At 58.0% G+C, this 19,160-nt stretch carries 17 protein-coding genes and 1 rRNA gene; 17 read left to right on the plus strand and 1 reads right to left on the minus strand.

Annotated elements, in window-relative coordinates; genetic code table 11:
• The first annotated feature begins 45 nt into the window (after nucleotides 1-45).
• The 3 genes from PXT33_RS02885 (at nucleotide 46) to PXT33_RS02895 (ending at nucleotide 2,632) form a co-directional block, all read left to right on the plus strand.
• Nucleotides 46-1,434 carry a Sapep family Mn(2+)-dependent dipeptidase gene (locus PXT33_RS02885; protein WP_332375915.1) on the plus strand — a complete coding sequence of 463 codons (1,389 nt, stop codon included), beginning with the start codon at nucleotides 46-48 and terminating at the stop codon, nucleotides 1,432-1,434.
• Nucleotides 1,435-1,442: 8 nt separating this feature from the next.
• On the plus strand, nucleotides 1,443-1,862 hold the full coding sequence (locus PXT33_RS02890) for a DUF3842 family protein (protein ID WP_332376665.1): 420 nt from the start codon (nucleotides 1,443-1,445) through the stop codon (nucleotides 1,860-1,862).
• A gap of 74 nt (nucleotides 1,863-1,936) precedes the next feature.
• A complete protein-coding gene (locus PXT33_RS02895; protein WP_332375916.1) occupies nucleotides 1,937-2,632 on the plus strand; it encodes a hypothetical protein in 696 nt (231 codons plus the stop codon).
• Nucleotides 2,633-2,833: 201 nt separating this feature from the next.
• Here the strand turns inward: PXT33_RS02895 and epsC are convergent, their stop codons facing one another.
• Entirely contained in the window at nucleotides 2,834-3,505 is a 672-nt protein-coding gene (gene epsC, locus PXT33_RS02900; protein ID WP_005944190.1) for a serine O-acetyltransferase EpsC, read from the minus strand.
• A 495-nt stretch (nucleotides 3,506-4,000) separates the two neighbouring features.
• On the opposite strand from epsC, the gene PXT33_RS02905 reads away from it, so the two are divergent.
• From PXT33_RS02905 to PXT33_RS02970, 14 genes are all read left to right on the plus strand, one after another.
• On the plus strand, nucleotides 4,001-5,191 hold the full coding sequence (locus tag PXT33_RS02905) for a dihydroorotase (RefSeq protein ID WP_332375917.1): 1,191 nt from the start codon (nucleotides 4,001-4,003) through the stop codon (nucleotides 5,189-5,191).
• A 57-nt stretch (nucleotides 5,192-5,248) separates the two neighbouring features.
• The gene (gene pyrF, locus PXT33_RS02910) at nucleotides 5,249-6,115 is read left to right on the plus strand and encodes an orotidine-5'-phosphate decarboxylase (protein ID WP_332375918.1); all 867 of its coding nucleotides are present in this window, start codon (nucleotides 5,249-5,251) and stop codon (nucleotides 6,113-6,115) included.
• Complete coding sequence (locus tag PXT33_RS02915) at nucleotides 6,096-6,869, plus strand: dihydroorotate dehydrogenase electron transfer subunit (RefSeq protein ID WP_005944199.1); 774 nt, start codon at nucleotides 6,096-6,098, stop codon at nucleotides 6,867-6,869. Before pyrF ends, PXT33_RS02915 begins: the two co-directional genes overlap by 20 nt.
• Complete coding sequence (locus tag PXT33_RS02920) at nucleotides 6,869-7,795, plus strand: dihydroorotate dehydrogenase (protein WP_005944201.1); 927 nt, start codon at nucleotides 6,869-6,871, stop codon at nucleotides 7,793-7,795. The genes PXT33_RS02915 and PXT33_RS02920 overlap by 1 nt, the downstream gene beginning before the upstream one ends.
• A 133-nt stretch (nucleotides 7,796-7,928) precedes the next feature.
• The gene (gene pyrE / locus PXT33_RS02925; protein WP_005944207.1) at nucleotides 7,929-8,522 is read left to right on the plus strand and encodes an orotate phosphoribosyltransferase; all 594 of its coding nucleotides are present in this window, start codon (nucleotides 7,929-7,931) and stop codon (nucleotides 8,520-8,522) included.
• Between the two features lie 21 nt (nucleotides 8,523-8,543).
• Nucleotides 8,544-9,653, plus strand: a complete 1,110-nt coding sequence (locus PXT33_RS02930; protein WP_332375919.1) for a carbamoyl phosphate synthase small subunit — start codon at nucleotides 8,544-8,546, stop codon at nucleotides 9,651-9,653.
• Between the two features lies 1 nt (nucleotide 9,654).
• Complete coding sequence (gene carB / locus PXT33_RS02935; protein WP_097774361.1) at nucleotides 9,655-12,906, plus strand: carbamoyl-phosphate synthase large subunit; 3,252 nt, start codon at nucleotides 9,655-9,657, stop codon at nucleotides 12,904-12,906.
• Nucleotides 12,907-13,125: 219 nt separating this feature from the next.
• Nucleotides 13,126-13,431, plus strand: coding sequence for an HU family DNA-binding protein (locus PXT33_RS02940; RefSeq protein WP_005944215.1), 306 nt, complete (start codon nucleotides 13,126-13,128; stop codon nucleotides 13,429-13,431).
• Between the two features lie 256 nt (nucleotides 13,432-13,687).
• On the plus strand, nucleotides 13,688-14,875 hold the full coding sequence (locus PXT33_RS02945; protein WP_332375920.1) for a DEAD/DEAH box helicase: 1,188 nt from the start codon (nucleotides 13,688-13,690) through the stop codon (nucleotides 14,873-14,875).
• 216 nt (nucleotides 14,876-15,091) lie between these two features.
• On the plus strand, nucleotides 15,092-15,559 hold the full coding sequence (locus PXT33_RS02950) for a MerR family transcriptional regulator (protein ID WP_347070448.1): 468 nt from the start codon (nucleotides 15,092-15,094) through the stop codon (nucleotides 15,557-15,559).
• Complete coding sequence (locus tag PXT33_RS02955; protein WP_347070449.1) at nucleotides 15,550-15,744, plus strand: hypothetical protein; 195 nt, start codon at nucleotides 15,550-15,552, stop codon at nucleotides 15,742-15,744. Before PXT33_RS02950 ends, PXT33_RS02955 begins: the two co-directional genes overlap by 10 nt.
• Nucleotides 15,725-16,036: a heavy metal-binding domain-containing protein gene (locus tag PXT33_RS02960; protein ID WP_005944222.1), complete on the plus strand. Its 312-nt coding sequence runs from the start codon at nucleotides 15,725-15,727 to the stop codon at nucleotides 16,034-16,036. The genes PXT33_RS02955 and PXT33_RS02960 overlap by 20 nt, the downstream gene beginning before the upstream one ends.
• Nucleotides 16,033-16,923, plus strand: coding sequence for a CPBP family intramembrane glutamic endopeptidase (locus tag PXT33_RS02965; RefSeq protein WP_097774363.1), 891 nt, complete (start codon nucleotides 16,033-16,035; stop codon nucleotides 16,921-16,923). The genes PXT33_RS02960 and PXT33_RS02965 overlap by 4 nt, the downstream gene beginning before the upstream one ends.
• A 543-nt stretch (nucleotides 16,924-17,466) precedes the next feature.
• Nucleotides 17,467-18,977: ribosomal RNA gene (locus tag PXT33_RS02970) — 16S ribosomal RNA — on the plus strand.
• Nucleotides 18,978-19,160 lie beyond the last annotated feature (183 nt).

Genomic DNA, 19,160 nt, shown 5'->3' on the forward strand with positions numbered 1-19,160 from the left:
AAACCGGCGGCGAAAAGCTGCCGGACAGAAAGGAACGATAAGATCATGGATCAGGCACTGAATCAGAAAATCGACGCATATATTGCGCAAAACAAGGAACAGCTGCTGAAGGATATCGCCGCTCTGGTGGCAGTCAACAGCGTAGAGGGCACCCCGGAAGAGGGCGCACCCTTCGGCGCAGGCCCCCGTGCAGCGCTGGACAAGACGCTGGAGCTGGCTGCGGGCATGGGCTTTGCCACCCGCAACTGCGAAAACTACATCGGCTATGCAGAGCTGGCCGGCAAGGACCCTGAAAAGTATCTGGCGACCATCTGCCATGTGGACGTGGTGCCCGTGGGCAACGGCTGGACGGCCGACCCCTTCACCATGCGCATTCAGGACGGCTGGCTGCTGGGCCGCGGCGTTGCCGACGACAAAGGCCCCATGGTGGCTACCCTGTATGCCCTGAAGTTCCTCAAGGAGCAGGGCTATGAGCTGCGCTACCCCATCCGCGCACTGGCAGGCACCAACGAGGAGACCCACATGCAGGATGTGGACTACTACCTCAAGAACTACCCGGCTCCCGCTTTCTGCTTTACCCCGGATGCCGAGTTCCCGGTGTGCAACGGCGAGAAGGGCCTGTTCGGCGCCAAGATCGTCAGCCCGGTGTGCAACGGCGTCATCGTGGAGATCGAGGGCGGCGTGGCAAACAACGCCGTGCCCGACCGTGCAAGCGCGCTGGTCAGGACCGACATCTCCAAGCTGAAGAATGCCCCCAACATCACGCTGGAGCCGGAAGGCGACGGCGTGCGCATCCGCGGCTGGGGCAAGTCCGGCCACGCAGCCATGCCGCAGGGCACTGTGAACGCCATTGGTCTGGTGGTGAACTACCTGCTGGACAACGGCCTGTGCAATGAGACCGAGCGCACCTATCTGGAGGCTGTGCGCAAGCTGCACGCTTCTACTGCCGGTGAGGGTCTGGGCATCAACTGCGCCGACGGCCCCTTTGGCCCGCTGACTGTGATCGGCGGCCGCATCTACATGGAAGATGGCCGCATTTTCCAGACCATGGACAGCCGCTTCCCCACCTGCACCAACGGCAAAAAGATGACCGAGCAGATCCGTGCCGCACTGGGCGATGGCGCTGAGCTGCGTGATGTGACCGCTGCCGAGCCCTTCTATATTGAAGCAGACAGCCCTGCCATTCTGGCCTGCATCAACACCTACAACGAAGTGACCGGCGAGAACGCCAAGCCCTTCACCATGGGCGGCGGCACCTATGCCCGCCACTTCCCCTATGCTGTCAGCTTCGGCCCCGAGCATGTGGACCTGCCGCTGCCGGAATTCGGCGGCCCGATGCACGGTGCAAACGAAGCGGCACCCATCGACAAGCTGCTGGAAGCCGTGAAGATCTATATCATCGCGCTGCTGCGCCTTGAGGAGATCGACTTCTGATGCAGCCGATGAATGTGCTCGTCATCGATGGGCAGGGCGGGGGCCTTGGCAAACAGCTGGTGGCAGCCCTGAGCACGCAGTGTCCGGTGGCCCGGCTCACTGCGGTGGGCACCAACAGTCTGGCGGCAAACGCCATGCGCAAGGCCGGTGCCCCGCGTGCCGCCACCGGCGAGAACGCCGTGGTGGTGAACTGCCGCAGCGCGGATATCATCGTGGGGCCCATCGGCATCGTCGTTGCGGATGCACTGCTGGGCGAGATCACGCCCGCCATGGCCACAGCCGTGTGCCAGAGCCATGCGATGCGGGTGCTCATCCCGGTGAACCACTGCGAAAACTATATCGTGGGTGTGCCGGAGCAGCCCATCAGTGATCTGGTGGCCGCTGCGGTGCAGAAGGTGAAAGCTCTCTGCGCCGGGGAGCGCTGCTGAAAGAGAAAAAAAGGGGGATATCTCGCAGTGTGAGATATCCCCCTTTTTGCATCCCGCAGAAAGGAGAAAATGGAATGAAAGTATCTGAGAGCGTAAAGAAAATGTGCGATGTGCTTTCCTGTATCCCGCCGGATTTTAAAACAGCGGAAACTCTTTTTGCAGAGCAGCAGCCTACGGAGCAGGAACTGATGTGGCTTGCGGTGGAGCTGGCGGATAATACGTTTGGGGAATACAGGGATATGCTGAATGAAAATTGCCCCAGAGTAACGCCGGGCAAGGTGCACCGAGACTACCTGTATGATACGATCTTGTTTTTGCTGGACCATGAAATGAATCCCAATACGGTTGTGGACGAACATACAACGGAAGCCGAAAATATAATGGCGGTTCTGCGATTTACCGATGGCCCAGACGTGGCGGCGCGAACCATGCGGCTTCTTTTAGAGCATGGCGGCGATCCAAATCTGGATGTTGATTCGCTTACACCCCTTTCATGGATGGATGATGAATTGTGCATTGATCCCATTTGGGAAAGATGGTGTTGCGACCATTTAGTGCAGTGCCTAATGGTGATGCAGGCGTACGGCGGTGGGTGGCATGGAACAGATGGAAAATTCCATCGACCATTTTCGATGTGCGAAGGGTACCGGTCCGAGATCTTCAAGGAATTTGAAAAGTTTGATTATCGGTTCGGAACAGAAAAAGGTCACCTCGGTCCGATCCATATCTTTGAGAAAGCAACAGGAACAGTCGTGGCAGATTACATTTGAGCATGAATGCCCTTCTGCCTGTTTCCCGGCTGTGCGGCTGTTTCCGCAGGAAACAAGCACAGACAGATCAAGTTTCCCTTTTGGGCCCTTTCCGTGAAAATGCAACAGCGGACAGCCCGCAGGCTGTCCGCTGTTGCTCTATTATAAAAATATTCTTCCGCTGAAGATGCCCAGAGCGCAAGCGGAGGGCATTCTGAATCGTTACGACTTCTGTCGTGCGGCGATCTGCGCTGCCGTGGGCGGGGTGTCGCCCTGCGCAGCGTTTTCCAGCGCGCCGAGACGGCGGTCCAGATCGGTCAGGCGCTGGGCTACGATATCCGGCAGATCCTGCTGATCCAGATCGTCCGCCGGGTTCACGGCCTTGTTGTTGATGCGCACCACCTCGGCGGGCACGCCCACAGCGGTGCAGTTGGCGGGCAGATTGCGCAGCACCACGCTGCCTGCGCCGATGCGGGAGTTGTCCCCGATATACACCGGGCCAAGGACCTTGGTGCCTGCACCGATCAGCACGTTGTTGCCCAGAGTGGGGTGGCGCTTGCCGGTGTCCTTGCCGGTGCCGCCCAGAGTGACACCGTGGTAGATGGTGCAGTTGTCCCCGATCTCACAGGTCTCACCGAACACGATGCCCATGCCGTGATCAATGAACAGGCATCTGCCGATGGTGGCACCGGGGTGGATCTCGATGCCGGTGCGGCGGCGGCCATGCTGGCTGACCCACCGGGCCAGAAAGAACCGCTTGTGCTGGTATAGCCAGTGCGCAATGCGGTGATACACCAGAATGTGAAAGCCCGGATACAGCAAAATGACCTCCAGCACGTTGCGTGCAGCGGGGTCCTTGCGCTGGATGTTCCGCGCGTCCTCCAACAAACCCATGGGAAAACCCTCTCTTTCCTGATTCCGATGAAGCTGCTCTGAATAAAAATCACGCCTCTGCCATGAAAACAGCCTCTGACTCTTTTGACCATATTATAATAGCACACCCGGACGGGAATGTACAGCAATATGCTAGGAATTGACATGACTAACCCTGAATCTGGCGGGGAAAAACTGCTTTTGGGTAGAGTAGCTAAAATTCCGGGAGGGAAGCGGCAAACCTTTTTGCAACAAAATATATGCGGAAGCATTGACACATTTCGCGCTTCTATGCTAAAATATTATGAAAAGATTCCAGACTTATAAAAGGAGACAGCACCATGCAGAAAAGCGCGATGTGCACCAAACTGAACAAGCAGTTCGCATCCGGTTTTGCCGTGGGTTCGTTGTTTCCTTTTTTTGTGGAATGAGCTTTTCCCTTTGCGGGGAAAAGTTTTTTTTTGCCCGTAAGCCGGAAAGCCGAACCAGACAAACGCAAATCAGGAGGGAACTGCGATGCTGCTTGTAAATGCTGTGAACACCGAAGGAAGACCGCTTGAGATTTTTGTAAAGGACGGCAGGATCGCTGCTGTAGGTCAGGAGCTGGAGGCACTGGCCGGGGAGAACGAAACGGTCATTGATGCCGGAGGGCTGACCGTGCTGCCCGCTTTTGTGGACCTGCACTGCCACTGGCGCACCCCGGGCTTTGAGTACAAGGAGAACATCGAGACCGGCAGCCGCGCCGCAGCCGCCGGCGGTTACACCTTCGTGAACCTGATGCCCAACACAAAGCCGGTCTGCTCTTCTGCGGCACAGGCCATGATGGTGGAGCAGAAAGCCGCCGAGGTGGGCCTGTGCGATGTGAACCAGACCGTCTCCATCACCGAGAACTTTGACGGTGTGAGCATCGACCACCTCAAGACCCTGCCTGCCGGTGTGAAGTTCATCACCGAGGATGGCCACGGCGTGCAGGACAATGCCACCATGGCAAAGGCTTTCGCCATCTGCACCCAGAAGGATATCACCGTGATGAGCCATGCCGAGGATATGGAGATCAGCCCGTGGGACTACCGTCTGGCTGAGGACATCGAGACGGTGCGCAACTGCTGGCTGAGCGAATACTACCAGACCAAGCTGCACATGTGCCACGTGTCCACCCGCGGTGCGCTGGATGCCATCCAGATGGCAAAGCTGCGGGGGGCACCCGTCACCTGCGAGGTGACCCCGCACCACCTGTGGTTCACCAATGATACCTGCGATTACCGTGTGAACCCGCCCATCCGCACCGCCGACGATGTGCAGGCGCTGGTGGACGGCATCCGCACCGGCATTGTGGATGCCATTGCAACCGACCACGCGCCCCACTCCGAAGAGGACAAGCTCAAGGGCATGGCCGGTATGGTGGGCAGCGAGACCGCTTTCGGTGTCTGCTACACCAAGCTCTGCAAGCAGGAAGGCCTGCCGCTGGAAGTGCTGGTGCACCTGATGAGCACCCGCCCGGCAGAAATTCTGGGCCTTGCCAAGGGCCAGCTGGAGCCGGGCTACGATGCCGACATGGTGCTGGTGGATCTGGATACCCCCTACACCGTGGACAAGGACAAGTTGCACTCCAAATCTCACAACACCCCGTTCGACGGCGCTGAGTTGTACGGCAAGGTGTGCGCCACCATCAAGGGCGGCAAGCTGACCTATCAGGCAGAGGATTGAAAAAACAATACTATATAAGATAAGAATCAATAAGAGAGCAAACAGGAGGAACCCACAATGACCAACATGGATAAGCTTTACGAAGCAGTGGAAGCCCGCGGCCCGGTGTGCGTAGGTCTGGATACCGATTTCAGCTACCTGCCCGAGGACTTCGTGGACAGCACCCTGACGAAGGGCGAGAACATCGTGCGCTTCAACAGGAAGCTCATCGACGCCACCAAGGCCGTGGCAGGCTGCTACAAGGTGCAGATCGCTTACTACGAGTCTCTGGGCCTTGAGGGCATGAAGGCCTACGCCGACACCCTGAAGGCTGTGCGTGAGGTCGGTGTGCCGGTGATCGCCGACATCAAGCGCGGCGACATTGCCAAGACCGCCGAGATGTACGCCATGGGCCACTTTACCGGCGATTTCGAGAGCGATTTCGTCACGCTGGCACCCTATATGGGTCTGGACTCCATCAGCCCCTACCTGCCCTACGCCGAAAAGCAGGGCAAGGGCATGTTCGTGCTCTGCCGCACCTCCAACGGCGGTGCCAAGGACTTTGAGTATGAGAAGCTGGCCGACGGCCGCCACGTCTACGATCTGGTGGGCGACAAGCTGAACGCTCTGGGCAAGGACTACATGGGCGAGCACGGCTACTCCTCCATCGGTCTGGTCATCGGCGGCACCCACATCGAGGAGGCCACCGAGATCCGTGCAAAGTATCAGGACAGCTTCTTCCTGATCCCCGGCTACGGCGCACAGGGCGGCAAGGCCGAGGACATTGCCCAGTATCTTACCAAGGGCAACGGCGGCGTGGTCAACTCCAGTCGCGGCATCCTGCTGGCCTATAAGAAGCAGCCGGGCACTGCCTTTGACGAAGCCGCTTACAACGAATGTGTGAATATGAAGGAGGCCATTGCTCATGCGTGCAGCCTGCTGTGAAGCCACTGTTCTGCGCAATGAGGTCATTGCCCCGGACATCCGCCTGCTGACGGTGGTCTGGCCGGACCGCGATCACGCACCCCACGCAGGCCAGTTCTTTACCCTGCGTGCATGGGGCGCAGACGAAGCCCCCTTCCTGTCCCGGCCCATCAGCGTGCACCGCTGGAACCCGGACAGCAGCACCATCGAGTTTCTGTATCAGGTGGTGGGCGAGGGCACTGAAAAGATCGCGCAGCTCAAAATGAAGGATACCTTCCAGCTCACCGGCCCTATGGGCAACGGCTTTGATGTGCCGGACATCCTGAGCAAGTACAAAAAGATCGCTGTGGTGGGCGGCGGCATCGGCACCGCGCCCATGTTCCAGCTCACCCGCGAGCTGGCAGCGGCAGGCGTGAAGCCGGATGTGTTCTTCGGCTTCCGGGATGCCCCCTACTGCATGGAGGAGTACCGCGAGATCGCAAACCTCGTCAAGGTGTCCACCGACACCGGCGCAGTGGGCTTCCACGGCTTTGTCACCCAGCTGTACGACCCCGCCGACTACGATGTGGTGCTGGTGTGCGGCCCCACGGTCATGATGAAGAACGCTGCCCGCCTGTGTGCCGAGAAGGGCACCCCCTGCTTTGTGAGCATGGAAAAGAAGATGGCCTGCGGCATTGGTGCCTGCCTTGGCTGCACCTGCGAGACCAGGGGCGGCGAGGGCAAGAGCGTGTGCAAGAACGGCCCGGTATTTGATGCAACGGAGGTGTTCTTCTGATGGCTGACCTGAAAACCAACCTGCTGGGCTTTGTGATGAACAGCCCGGTCATCGGCGCATCCGGCACTGTGGGCTACGGTGTGGAGTACGAAGAGCTGGCAGACTTTGCCAAGATCGGCGGCATCTCCGGCAAGGGCCTGACCCTGCACGGCCAGTACGGCAACAAGGGCGAGCGCCTGTGGGAGACCCCCTCCGGCCTCATCAACAGCATCGGTCTGCAGAACCCCGGCGTGCAGCACTTCATTGACGTGGAGCTGCCCGAGATGCTGGAACTGAAGCAGAAGTACGGCACGGTGGCCATTGCCAACCTTGGCGGCCACAGCGAGGAAGAGTATGTGGAAGGTGCCGCGATGCTGAGCGACAGCGCAGTGGACATCGTGGAGCTGAACATCTCCTGCCCAAACGTCAAGGTGGGCGGCATGGCCTACGGCGTGAAAGCCGAAGCTGCCGGTGAGGTGGTGCGCATGGTGCGCGCTGCCTGCAAAAAGCCCCTGATGGTCAAGCTGAGCCCGCAGGCCGAGAACATCCCTGAGATGTGCAAGGCCGTGGAAGCCGCCGGCGCGGACGCCATCAGCCTGACCAACACCTTCCAGGCCTGCGCCATCGATCTGGAAAAGCGCCGCCCGGTGTTCAACAACATCTTTGCGGGCCTGTCCGGCCCGGCGGTGCGGCCCATTGCCCTGCGCATGGTGTGGCAGGCCGTGGGCGCTGTGAACATCCCGGTGGTGGGTCTGGGCGGCATCGCCACGGGCCGCGATGCACTGGAGTTCATCATGGCCGGTGCTGCGGCGGTGCAGGTGGGTGCCGCAAACTTTGCCAACCCCCGCGCCATGGAGACCATTGCCGACGAGATGGCCGCATGGATGGACAAGAACGGCGTGAAAACGCTGGACGAGATCCGCGGATGTGCCCGGAATGCTGAATAATCCAATTGATATACCAGCAAAATGCTGATTTATACGCATAAAAACAAAACCACTGCATAAATTTGCAAATCACGCAAAAGCGTGGTACAATACCGTTCAAAAGACATTTTTATAAAAGAGAGGGAGAAGTACAATGAGTGAAGCACTTGAGATCCTGAAGAGCTGTGACGCGTTCCTGGAAGGCCACTTCCTGCTGTCCTCCGGCCGCCATTCCAGCGCATACTGCCAGATGGCTTATCTGCAGCAGTACCCCGACCGCTGCGCCGAGGTGATGAAGACCGTGGCAGATAAGGTCAAGGAAATGGACGTGGATGTGATCGTCGGCCCGGCCATGGGCGGCATCGTGTACGCCTACGAGCTGGCCCGCCAGACCGGCAAGCGCGCCATCTTCACCGAGCGCGTGGACAATGTGATGACCCTGAAGCGCTTCGCCATCCACCCGGGTGAGAAGTGCCTCATCGCTGAGGACGTGGTCACCACCGGTATCTCCTCTCTGGAGACCAAGCGCGTGATCGAAGAGAACGGCGGCATCTGCGTGGGCATCACCTGCGTGGTGGACCGCACCAAGCCCGAGGCTCCGTCTCCCATTCCCATCGTGGCAAGCGCCCTCAAGCTGGACCTGCCCAACTACGCACCGGAAGAGTGCCCCATCTGCAAGGAAGGCAAGCTGCCGCTGGTGCATCTGGGCAGCCGCAAGATGAAGCAGGAAGCAAAGCAGACCCTGTAATGTGTTGAAACGAGGAAAACTATGAACGCATATCTTCTTTTGGCAAATGGCATGGTCTTTGCCGGCCAGTCGGTGGGTGCCGAGGGTGTCACCGTGGGCGAGGTGGTCTTTGCCACCGGCATGGTGGGCTTTCAGGAGACCCTGACCGACCCCAGCTACTATGGCCAGATCATCACCCAGACCTACCCCCTTATCGGCAACTACGGCATGAATAAGGACGACATGGAGTCCGACCGCATCTGGGCAAAGGGCTACATCGTGCGCGAGGCCTGCACCACCCCCTCCAACTGGCGCTGCGAGGAAACGCTGGACAGCTTTTTGAAAAAGAACAACACCATCGGCATTGAGGGCATCGACACCCGCCACCTGACCCGCATCATCCGCGAGAGCGGTGTGATGAACGGTGCCATCCTGACCACCTTCGACCCCGCCGACCCGGCCAACAAGGCCGAGACCGAGGCTCTGCTGGCTCAGATCCGCGCCTACGCCGTCACCGATGCGGTGAAGAATGTTACCTGTGAAAAGCCCGAGGTGTTCAACCCGCAGGGCGAGACCCATATCGTGCTGATGCACTACGGTTGCAAACGCAACATCGTGCGCTGCCTTGTCAAGCGCGGCTGCAAGGTGACGGTCATGCCCGCCTTTGCAACGGCAGAGGAAATCAAGGCCCCTGCTCCGGACGGCATCATGCTGTCCAATGGTCCCGGCGACCCGGCGGAACCCGTGGAGGTCATCGAGAACCTCAAGCACATCTTTGAGCTGAACATCCCCACCTTCGGCATCTGTCTGGGCCACCAGCTGAGTGCTCTGGCAGCCGGTGCCAAGACCATGAAGCTCAAATACGGCCACCGCGGTGCCAACCAGCCTGTGACCGACTTTGAGTCCGGCCGCACCTTCATCACCAGCCAGAACCACGGCTACGCTGTGGTGGGCGACGAGCTGCCCGCCGAGATGGGCGAGGTGGCACAGGTGAACGCCAACGACGGCACCTGTGAGGGCATCAAGTACAAGAAGTGGAACTGCTTTACCGTGCAGTTCCACCCGGAAGCAAACGGCGGCCCCAAGGATACCGAGTTTCTGTTCGACCGCTTCCTGAACAACGTCAAAGCAGCAAAAAAGGAGGCACGCTGAAATGCCGAAGGACCCTAGAATCAAGAAGGTGCTGGTCATTGGCTCCGGCCCCATCATCATTGGTCAGGCTGCGGAGTTCGACTACTCCGGCACGCAGGCCTGCCGCGCCCTGAAGGCAGAGGGCATCGAGACCGTTCTGCTGAACTCCAACCCTGCAACCATCATGACCGACCCGGATGTGGCCGACCATGTTTACATCGAGCCCATGACGCTGGAAGTCGTGGAGCGCATTCTGGACATCGAAAAGCCGGACTCCGTGCTGCCGAACCTCGGCGGCCAGATGGGCCTGAACCTGTCCATGGAGCTGGCCCGCTCCGGCTATCTGGACCGCACCGGCATCCGCCTGCTGGCCTGCAAGCCCGAGACCATCGACCGGGCCGAGGACCGCGAACTGTTCAAGGAGACCATGGAAAAGCTGCACCAGCCCATCATCCCCTCTGAGGTGGTGGAAACGCTGCAGGACGCTCTGGCCTGCGCAGACCGCATTGGCTACCCGGTCATCGTGCGCCCGGCCTTTACTATGGGCGGCACCGGCGGCGGCATCTGCGAGACCCGCGAAAAGCTCATCGAGATCGGCACCAACGGCCTGCGCCTTTCCCCCATCCATCAGATTCTTGTGGAAAAGTGCATCGCCGGCTGGAAAGAGATCGAGTATGAGGTCATGCGCGACCACAAGGGTAACGTGATCACCGTGTGTAACATGGAAAACCTGGACCCTGTGGGCATCCACACCGGCGACTCGGTGGTCGTGGCTCCCTCCCAAACCCTGACTGACCACGAATACCAGATGCTGCGCACCGCTGCTCTGGATATCATCACCGAGCTGGGCATCGAGGGCGGTTGCAACTGCCAGTTCGCCCTGAAACCGGACAGCTACGATTACGCGGTCATCGAGGTCAACCCCCGTGTGTCTCGCTCTTCCGCACTGGCTTCCAAGGCCACCGGTTATCCCATTGCCAAGGTGGCTACCAAGATCGCCATTGGCTACACGCTGGACGAGATCACCAACGATGTCACCGGCAAGACCTGCGCCTGCTTTGAGCCTGCGCTGGACTACATCGTGGTCAAATACCCGAAGTGGCCCTTTGATAAGTTCGTCTACGCCGACAAGTCTCTGGGCACCCAGATGATGGCCACCGGCGAGGTGATGAGCATTGGCAACAGCTTCGAGGCTGCCATGATGAAGGCAGTCTCCTCCATTGAGCTGGGTATGGACACCCTGACCCACAAGCCCTTTGAGGAGCTGACCGATGACGAGATCGTGGCCCACATGCATGTTCAGGATGCCGAACGCGTGTTCTGCGTGTACGAGGCCCTCAAGCGCGGCATCGACCACCAGACCATCTACCGCATCACCAAGATCGACTGGTGGTTCCTGGACAAGATGCAGCATCTGGCAGATTTGGAAAAGGGTCTTGCCAAGTGCAACGGCGTGCTGACCGAAGAACAGTACAAGACTGCCAAGAAGTACGGCTTCCAGGATAAGACCATCAAGCGTCTGGCACAGGTAGACACCCTGCCTGTGGAGAACTACCGCGCCGGCTTCAAGATGGTGGATACCTGTGCTGCCGAGTTCTCGGCCAACACCCCCTATTTCTACTCCACCTACGACGGCGACAACGAAGCTGCTGAGTTCATTGCCGAGAAGGAAGCCGAAGCATCCGCCAAGGGCGAGCCTAGGAAAAAGAAGGTTCTGGTCTTTGGCTCCGGCCCCATCCGCATCGGTCAGGGCATCGAGTTCGACTACTGCTCGGTGCACTGTGTGTGGACCCTGAAGAAGCACGGCTGCGAAGCCATCCTGGTCAACAACAACCCCGAGACCGTCTCCACCGACTTTGACACCGGCGACCGTCTGTACTTTGACCCGCTGAACCCGGAGAGTGTGGACAACATCATTGCCACCGAGAAGCCGGATGCCTGCGTGGTGCAGTTCGGCGGCCAGACCGCCATCAAGCTGGCAAAGCACATGGACGAGATCGGCCTGCCCATTCTGGGCACCCCGGCAGATGCCATCGATGAAGCCGAGGATCGTGAGCGCTTCGACGAGCTGCTGGAGCGCTGCAGGATCCCCCGCGCACCGGGCCGCACTGTCTTTAATCTGGACGAGGCTCTGGCTGCCGCCGACGAGATCGGCCTGCCGGTGCTGATGCGTCCCTCCTACGTGCTGGGCGGTCAGAACATGATCGTGGCCTACACCAAGGCGGACGTGATCGAGTACATGGGCGTTATCACCGAGCATGTGGACATGGATCACCCTGTGCTGCTGGATAAGTATATTCTGGGCACCGAGTGCGAAGTGGATGCCATCTGTGACGGCGAAAACTTCCTGATCCCCGGCATCATGGAGCAGGTGGAGCGCACCGGTGTGCACTCCGGCGACTCCATCTGCGTCTACCCGGCACAGCACCTGACTCAGGCCGAAATCGACACCATGGTGGATTACACCGGCCGCTTTGCCCGCGAGCTGCATGTCAACGGTCTGGTGAACGTGCAGTACGCAGTTTCCAACGGCAAGGTGTACGTCATTGAGGTGAACCCCCGTTCCTCCCGTACCGTGCCGTATATCTCCAAGGTCACCGGCGTGCCCATGGTGGATCTGGCGGTGCGCTGCTGTCTGGGCGAAAAGCTGGCAGATATGGGCTACGGCACCGGCCTGCACCCCAACGCACCTTATGTGGCCGTCAAGGTGCCTGTGTTCAGCTTTGAAAAGCTGCACGGTGTGGATACCCAGTTCGGCCCCGAGATGAAGTCCACCGGCGAAGTGCTGGGCATTGCCCCCAACTACCACGATGCCCTGCTCAAGGGCCTCATCGGCGCGGGCTACACCTTCAAGACCCCCGGCCCTGCAAGCTGCTGCATCTTCACCGTGAAGGACAGCGACAAGCCGGAGTTCGTGGATATCGCATGGAAGCTCAAGAGCATGGGCTACAAGCTGTACGGTACCTCCGGCACCTGCGCATGGCTCAACAAGCACATGGTGCCCTGCAACGAGGTGCGCAATATGTCCGGCGAGTCGCCCAACATCGTGGACCTGCTGCAGAGCGGTCTGGTGGATTATGTGTTCTCTACCAGCGCTAAGGGCCGTGACCCCAAGCGCGACTCCGTCCGCCTGCGCCGCAAGGCTGTGGAGCTGAGCATCCCCTGCATCACCGCAGTGGATACCGCCAACGCTCTGGTGGACTGCCTGCGCAGTGATCACAGTCTGGAAAATATCCCGCTGGTGGATATTGCCACCCTGTATCACCGCAAATAATTACCTCACGAATTACCCGTAAAATGCTTTTTTGCAGCGCCCGCCAAAACAGCGGGCGCCGTATTTGTGAAGGACGGAGAGAGATTACATAAGTTCGTGCGCAATAAATGACGTTTTGTGCGCAATCTGTCGCAAACAGTGTGTGAATTATGTTATACTCAACAACGCAAAATTTGCCAAAAGACGTTACTTTTGGACACTCCAGGAGGATATAGATACATGACCCGTTCCCAGATGATCGAGACTGTGGCACGCAAGACCGGCTTCACCGAAGCACAGGTCGAGACCACGATGGATGCAATGTTTGACCAGATCGCCGACTGCCTGCGCGCAGACGAGAAGGTGACCATCGCAGGCTTTGGCCGTTTTGAGATGCGTCCCCGCAAGCCCAAGGCCTACACCAACCCCAAGACCAAGGTTTCCAGCCGTCTGGAGTCCACCTCCATCCCCGGCTTCAAGGCCAGCGGCCGCTTCAAGCAGAAGCTGGAAGCAGGCAAGGCTGCCAAGACTGAGGAAGCTGTCTGATCCTCAAATCAAATGCAAAGAGCTGTGCCCTCCACTCGGGGCGCAGCTCTTTTTGTTTGGAGCTCCCTCCGTTTCGCATTTGCTCAACAGCTCCCTCGGAGAGGGAGCCTCGCCGTGCGGAAAAGTCTCCCTCTGGGAGGAAGGTGGCATCGCATTAGCGATGACGGAAGGAGTTCGTTAAGAACCTGCTGACAAGTGTGGCATTTCATGCTATACTGGGTTCAGAATATAAAGTGACAAAGGAACGGAGAATCAGATGCTTTACAGTGAGTTGCAGTGCAGCGATGCCATCCACAAGGCCGTGGAGCGCATGGGCTTTGCCGAAATGACCGAAATTCAGGAAAAGACCATCCCCGTCATGATGGCGGGCTATGACGTGATCGCAAAAGCCCCCACCGGCACCGGCAAGACCTGTGCCTTCGGCATCCCGGTGGCGGAGCATATCTTACCGGAAAACAAGTACCCGCAGGCCGTGATCATGGCCCCCACCCGGGAGCTGGCCCAGCAGATCGCGCAGGAGCTGGAAGAGCTGACCTATTTCATGCCCGAAGTGCAGGTGGCCTGCGTGTACGGCGGTGCCAACATGGAAAAGCAGGCAAAGCGCCTTGCCGAGGGCTGCCAGATCGTGGTGGCAACGCCGGGCCGTCTGATGGACCACTACAAGCACCATTCCATTGATATCTCCCATGTGACCCAGATCGTGCTGGACGAGGCCGACGAAATGCTGAACATGGGCTTCTATAAGGATGTGCGGCATATCATTGAAATGATGAAGGCCCGCAAGTCCCTTTCCATGTTCTCGGCCACCATCAGCCGCGAGGTAATGGACATCGGCTGGCTGTACCAGCACAACGCTGAGGAGATCACTGTCCAGCCCCGTGAGGAGAGCCAGCCCAAGATCACCCAGTACATGCTGGAGACCTCCGGCCGCAACAAGCTTTCCGACCTTGCACAGATCATCATTGGTGAGAACTACAAGCGTGTGATGGTGTTCTGCGATACCAAGTTCAACACTGCCACTCTGGCCAATCAGCTGGCACGGCTGGGCTTCTCGGTGGACTGCCTGCACGGCGACCTCTCCCAGAAGGAGCGCAACCAGATCATGCAGAACTTCCGGGACGGCAAGCTGGCCATTCTGGTAGCCACCGACGTTGCCGCCCGCGGCATCGATGTTTCGGATGTGGATGCCGTGATCAACTACGATGTGCCCAGTGAGAACGAACATTACACCCACCGCATCGGCCGCACCGGCCGTGCCAAAAAGGAGGGCGTGAGCTACCTGTTCTATGTGCCGGAGGAGAAAAAGCGGGTGCAGGAACTGCTGCGCCTGACCCGCAATACCGACCTGTGCACCCCGGTGCACTTCGACTTCAACCATGAGCACATTGTGGTGGAGAAAAAGCAGGACAGCGCCGACCGGTTCCAGATCAAGTGCTACTTCTGATAAAATAAGAACTCCTTCAGTCTCGCATTCGCTCGCCAGCTCCCTCAAGGAGGGAGCCTTTGGCAGTGCGGCAAAGTTTTATGTTTTGCCAAAGGCCCCATCTCCGAGGGGGCTGTCTGCGAAGCAGACTGGGGGAGTCTCACTTTTCTATTAAAATCTATTGACCTTCCCCTTTCTGGAAGGTGTAACATAGGCACGTAAGGAGGCACCGGAACCATGAAGATCAACGAAGTGGAAGCCGCTGTGGGCGTGACCAAAAAGAATATCCGCTTTTACGAGGAGGAGGGGCTCATTACCCCCAGCCGCGAGCCGGGCAACGGCTACCGCAGCTACTCGCAGGCGGACGTGGAACGCCTGCGCCGCATCAAGCTGCTGCGCAAGCTGGATGTGCCGCTGGCCGAGATCCGGGAAATGCTGGAAGGGCAGAAGACGCTGGCCGAGGGAATGGCCCAGCAGCTGGAACGTCTGAGCACCCGCCGCAAGGATCTGGATGAAGCCATCGGCTTCTGTACCGTATTGGAAAAGGCTTCCGGAAACCTTGAAGAACTGGATGTGGAGCAGACGCTTGCGCGCCTTGCTGCACGGGAGGAACAGGGAGTGACCTTTGTGAACATTGAACGCACAGACCGAAAAGGCGAGCGCATCCGCGGTGCCTGCATCGGCGCTGCCCTTTTGTGGCGCTGATGGCTTTTGTGATCGCAACGATGGCGTGGGCCTTTTACAGCGACCCGCAGGAAGCGCCGCCGCTGCCGCTGCTCATCGTATTGTTCGGCATCCCGGTGGGGTGCATCGTGGGCACGCTGAAGGTGTTGCTGGAACGCATTGAAGAGATCGGAAAGGGAGAAGAAGATGCTTATCGTAACTATTAACGAAGTGCCCGGCAAAAAGCTGGAAGCGCTGGGCGTGGTGCGCGGCAGCACGGTGCAGAGCCGCAATCTGGGCCACGATCTGATGGCGGGGTTCCGCACGCTGGTGGGCGGTGAAGTGACCGACTATGCGGATATGCTCACCGAAGCCCGGCAGATCGCCACAGGACGCATGGTCAAGGATGCAGAGGCCCTTGGTGCGGATGCAGTTGTAGGGATGCGCTACGCTTCCGCCAGCGTCATGCAGGGCGCAGCAGAGGTTATTGCTTATGGAACGGCGGTGAAGTTCGTATGACCACAAAAGAAAAGCAGGGCTTCGGCCTTTATTTCCTGTTAGCATTTGGTCTGGCATGGCTGTGTCAGGTCGGCGGCTGCATGGTGCTGCTGCAAAAGCAGAATGCCGTGCTGTATCAGTTGGCGCTGGTCGCCACCATGCTCTGCCCGCTGCTGGCGGTGCTGCTGGTGCAAAAGGTCTTTCTGCGCCAGCCCACCGGCATCGGCTGGAAGGTGCAGGGCAAGCGCCGCTACTGGCTGGCGGCGTGGTTCGGCCCGGCGGTATTTACGGTGCTGGCCGCAGTGCTCTATTTTGCGGTGTTCCCGCATCGACTGGACCTCTCCGGCAGCTGGCTGGCAGCGGCCTACGGCGGCGAGATGGACGCTCAGACCCTGCGCAGGGAGCTGGGCGTATCCAACCTCAGCTACATGCTGGAAACAGGTCTGTTCGCGGTCACGCTGGCTCCGGTCATCAATATGTTCGCAGCTTTGGGTGAGGAAGCCGGCTGGCGCGGGTATATGATGCCTCACCTGAAGGCGCAGCTCGGCCTGCTCAACGGCCGCCTGCTGGGCGGCGTGATCTGGGGTGTCTGGCACTGGCCGCTGATGCTGCTGGTGGGCTACGAATACGGCACCAACTATTTGGGTGCGCCGGTGCTGGGCCTTTTCGTGTGGTGCATAGTCTGCTTTGCGCTCAATACCCTGTTGGACTGGCTCTATGAAAAGACCGGGTGCATCTGGGTTCCGTCCATTGCGCACGGCGCGTTCAATGCGGTGGCAGCGCTGTTTGTGGTTCTGACGAACCCGGCAGACAGCTATTACAATGTATTGGGCCCGGCACCCATTGGCCTGATCGGAATGCTGCCCATGCTGGCTGCTGCAGTCTGGCTGACCCTGCGAAGATCCTGAAAACCTGAATAGTTCCGGGAGAGGACTCTTCCGCTTTTGCCGCCGCAGCTGCATTGCAGCTGCGGCGTAGTTTTTCCTGCGGCCTGCTGCTGTTTTGGGGTGCACGCAAAAAGAATGGAAAAAATCTGTCAAAAAGTGTTGACAAGGAGGCAGGGGTGTGGTATTATACTTGAGCGCCAAGCGCTGAGGCAAAAGAATGACTTCCAAAGCCACAGCAGGAAGCCCTTGAAAAGAACCAATAGACGCAGAAAAGTTCCAGTTTGTTCTGAGAAACTTCTTGGATGTCCAAGTTCAGAAAGTTCAAAAGCTTCTAAAAAATAAGGCTTGACAAAAAACCACTTCGGTGGTAAAATGAACAGGTCGTCAGCCGCAAGGCTGAGGCGCTACAGGACCTTGAAAATTGAACAATATCGAAAAACTTGTAAGGAACCTTTTAAGTGTTTGGAAAAACACTAAAAACAATTCCAAAAGTAATTCACACAGGACGCAAGCGATTGCGTGCTGAGCGAACAAGATTTAACACTTTAAAAGTGATAAATATCATTTATAAAGAGTTTGATCCTGGCTCAGGACGAACGCTGGCGGCGCGCCTAACACATGCAAGTCGAACGAGCGAGAGAGAGCTTGCTTTCTCGAGCGAGTGGCGAACGGGTGAGTAACGCGTGAGGAACCTGCCTCAAAGAGGGGGACAACAGTTGGAAACGACTGCTAATACCGCATAAGCCCACGGTGCCGCATGGCACAGAGGGAAAAGGAGTAATCCGCTTTGAGATGGCCTCGCGTCCGATTAGCTAGTTGGTGAGGTAACGGCCCACCAAGGCGACGATCGGTAGCCGGACTGAGAGGTTGAACGGCCACATTGGGACTGAGACACGGCCCAGACTCCTACGGGAGGCAGCAGTGGGGAATATTGCACAATGGGGGAAACCCTGATGCAGCGACGCCGCGTGGAGGAAGAAGGTCTTCGGATTGTAAACTCCTGTTGTTGGGGAAGATAATGACGGTACCCAACAAGGAAGTGACGGCTAACTACGTGCCAGCAGCCGCGGTAAAACGTAGGTCACAAGCGTTGTCCGGAATTACTGGGTGTAAAGGGAGCGCAGGCGGGAAGACAAGTTGGAAGTGAAATCTATGGGCTCAACCCATAAACTGCTTTCAAAACTGTTTTTCTTGAGTAGTGCAGAGGTAGGTGGAATTCCCGGTGTAGCGGTGGAATGCGTAGATATCGGGAGGAACACCAGTGGCGAAGGCGGCCTACTGGGCACCAACTGACGCTGAGGCTCGAAAGTGTGGGTAGCAAACAGGATTAGATACCCTGGTAGTCCACACCGTAAACGATGATTACTAGGTGTTGGAGGATTGACCCCTTCAGTGCCGCAGTTAACACAATAAGTAATCCACCTGGGGAGTACGACCGCAAGGTTGAAACTCAAAGGAATTGACGGGGGCCCGCACAAGCAGTGGAGTATGTGGTTTAATTCGACGCAACGCGAAGAACCTTACCAAGTCTTGACATCCCTTGACAGGCATAGAAATATGTTTTCTCTTCGGAGCAAGGAGACAGGTGGTGCATGGTTGTCGTCAGCTCGTGTCGTGAGATGTTGGGTTAAGTCCCGCAACGAGCGCAACCCTTATGGTCAGTTACTACGCAAGAGGACTCTGGCCAGACTGCCGTTGACAAAACGGAGGAAGGTGGGGATGACGTCAAATCATCATGCCCTTTATGACTTGGGCTACACACGTACTACAATGGCGTTAAACAAAGAGAAGCAAGACCGCGAGGTGGAGCAAAACTCAGAAACAACGTCCCAGTTCGGACTGCAGGCTGCAACTCGCCTGCACGAAGTCGGAATTGCTAGTAATCGTGGATCAGCATGCCACGGTGAATACGTTCCCGGGCCTTGTACACACCGCCCGTCACACCATGAGAGCCGGGGGGACCCGAAGTCGGTAGTCTAACCGCAAGGAGGACGCCGCCGAAGGTAAAACTGGTGATTGGGGTGAAGTCGTAACAAGGTAGCCGTAGGAGAACCTGCGGCTGGATCACCTCCTTTCTAAGGAGTCAGGCGAAAGAGCGACATCGAAGATGGAGATCTTTCGGACAGGTAACAAACGAGAAGAGTAGATATTGTTCGATTTTGAGGGCCCTGAAAAGGACACTCAAAGACGTACCTTGAAAACTGAATAATAACTGCGAAACAAAGATTATAGTAAGTTCTTTTTAAGAAATATTACAA

Origin of the sequence: Faecalibacterium taiwanense, from assembly GCF_036632915.2 — a bacterium.
Lineage (GTDB): Bacteria > Bacillota > Clostridia > Oscillospirales > Ruminococcaceae > Faecalibacterium > Faecalibacterium taiwanense.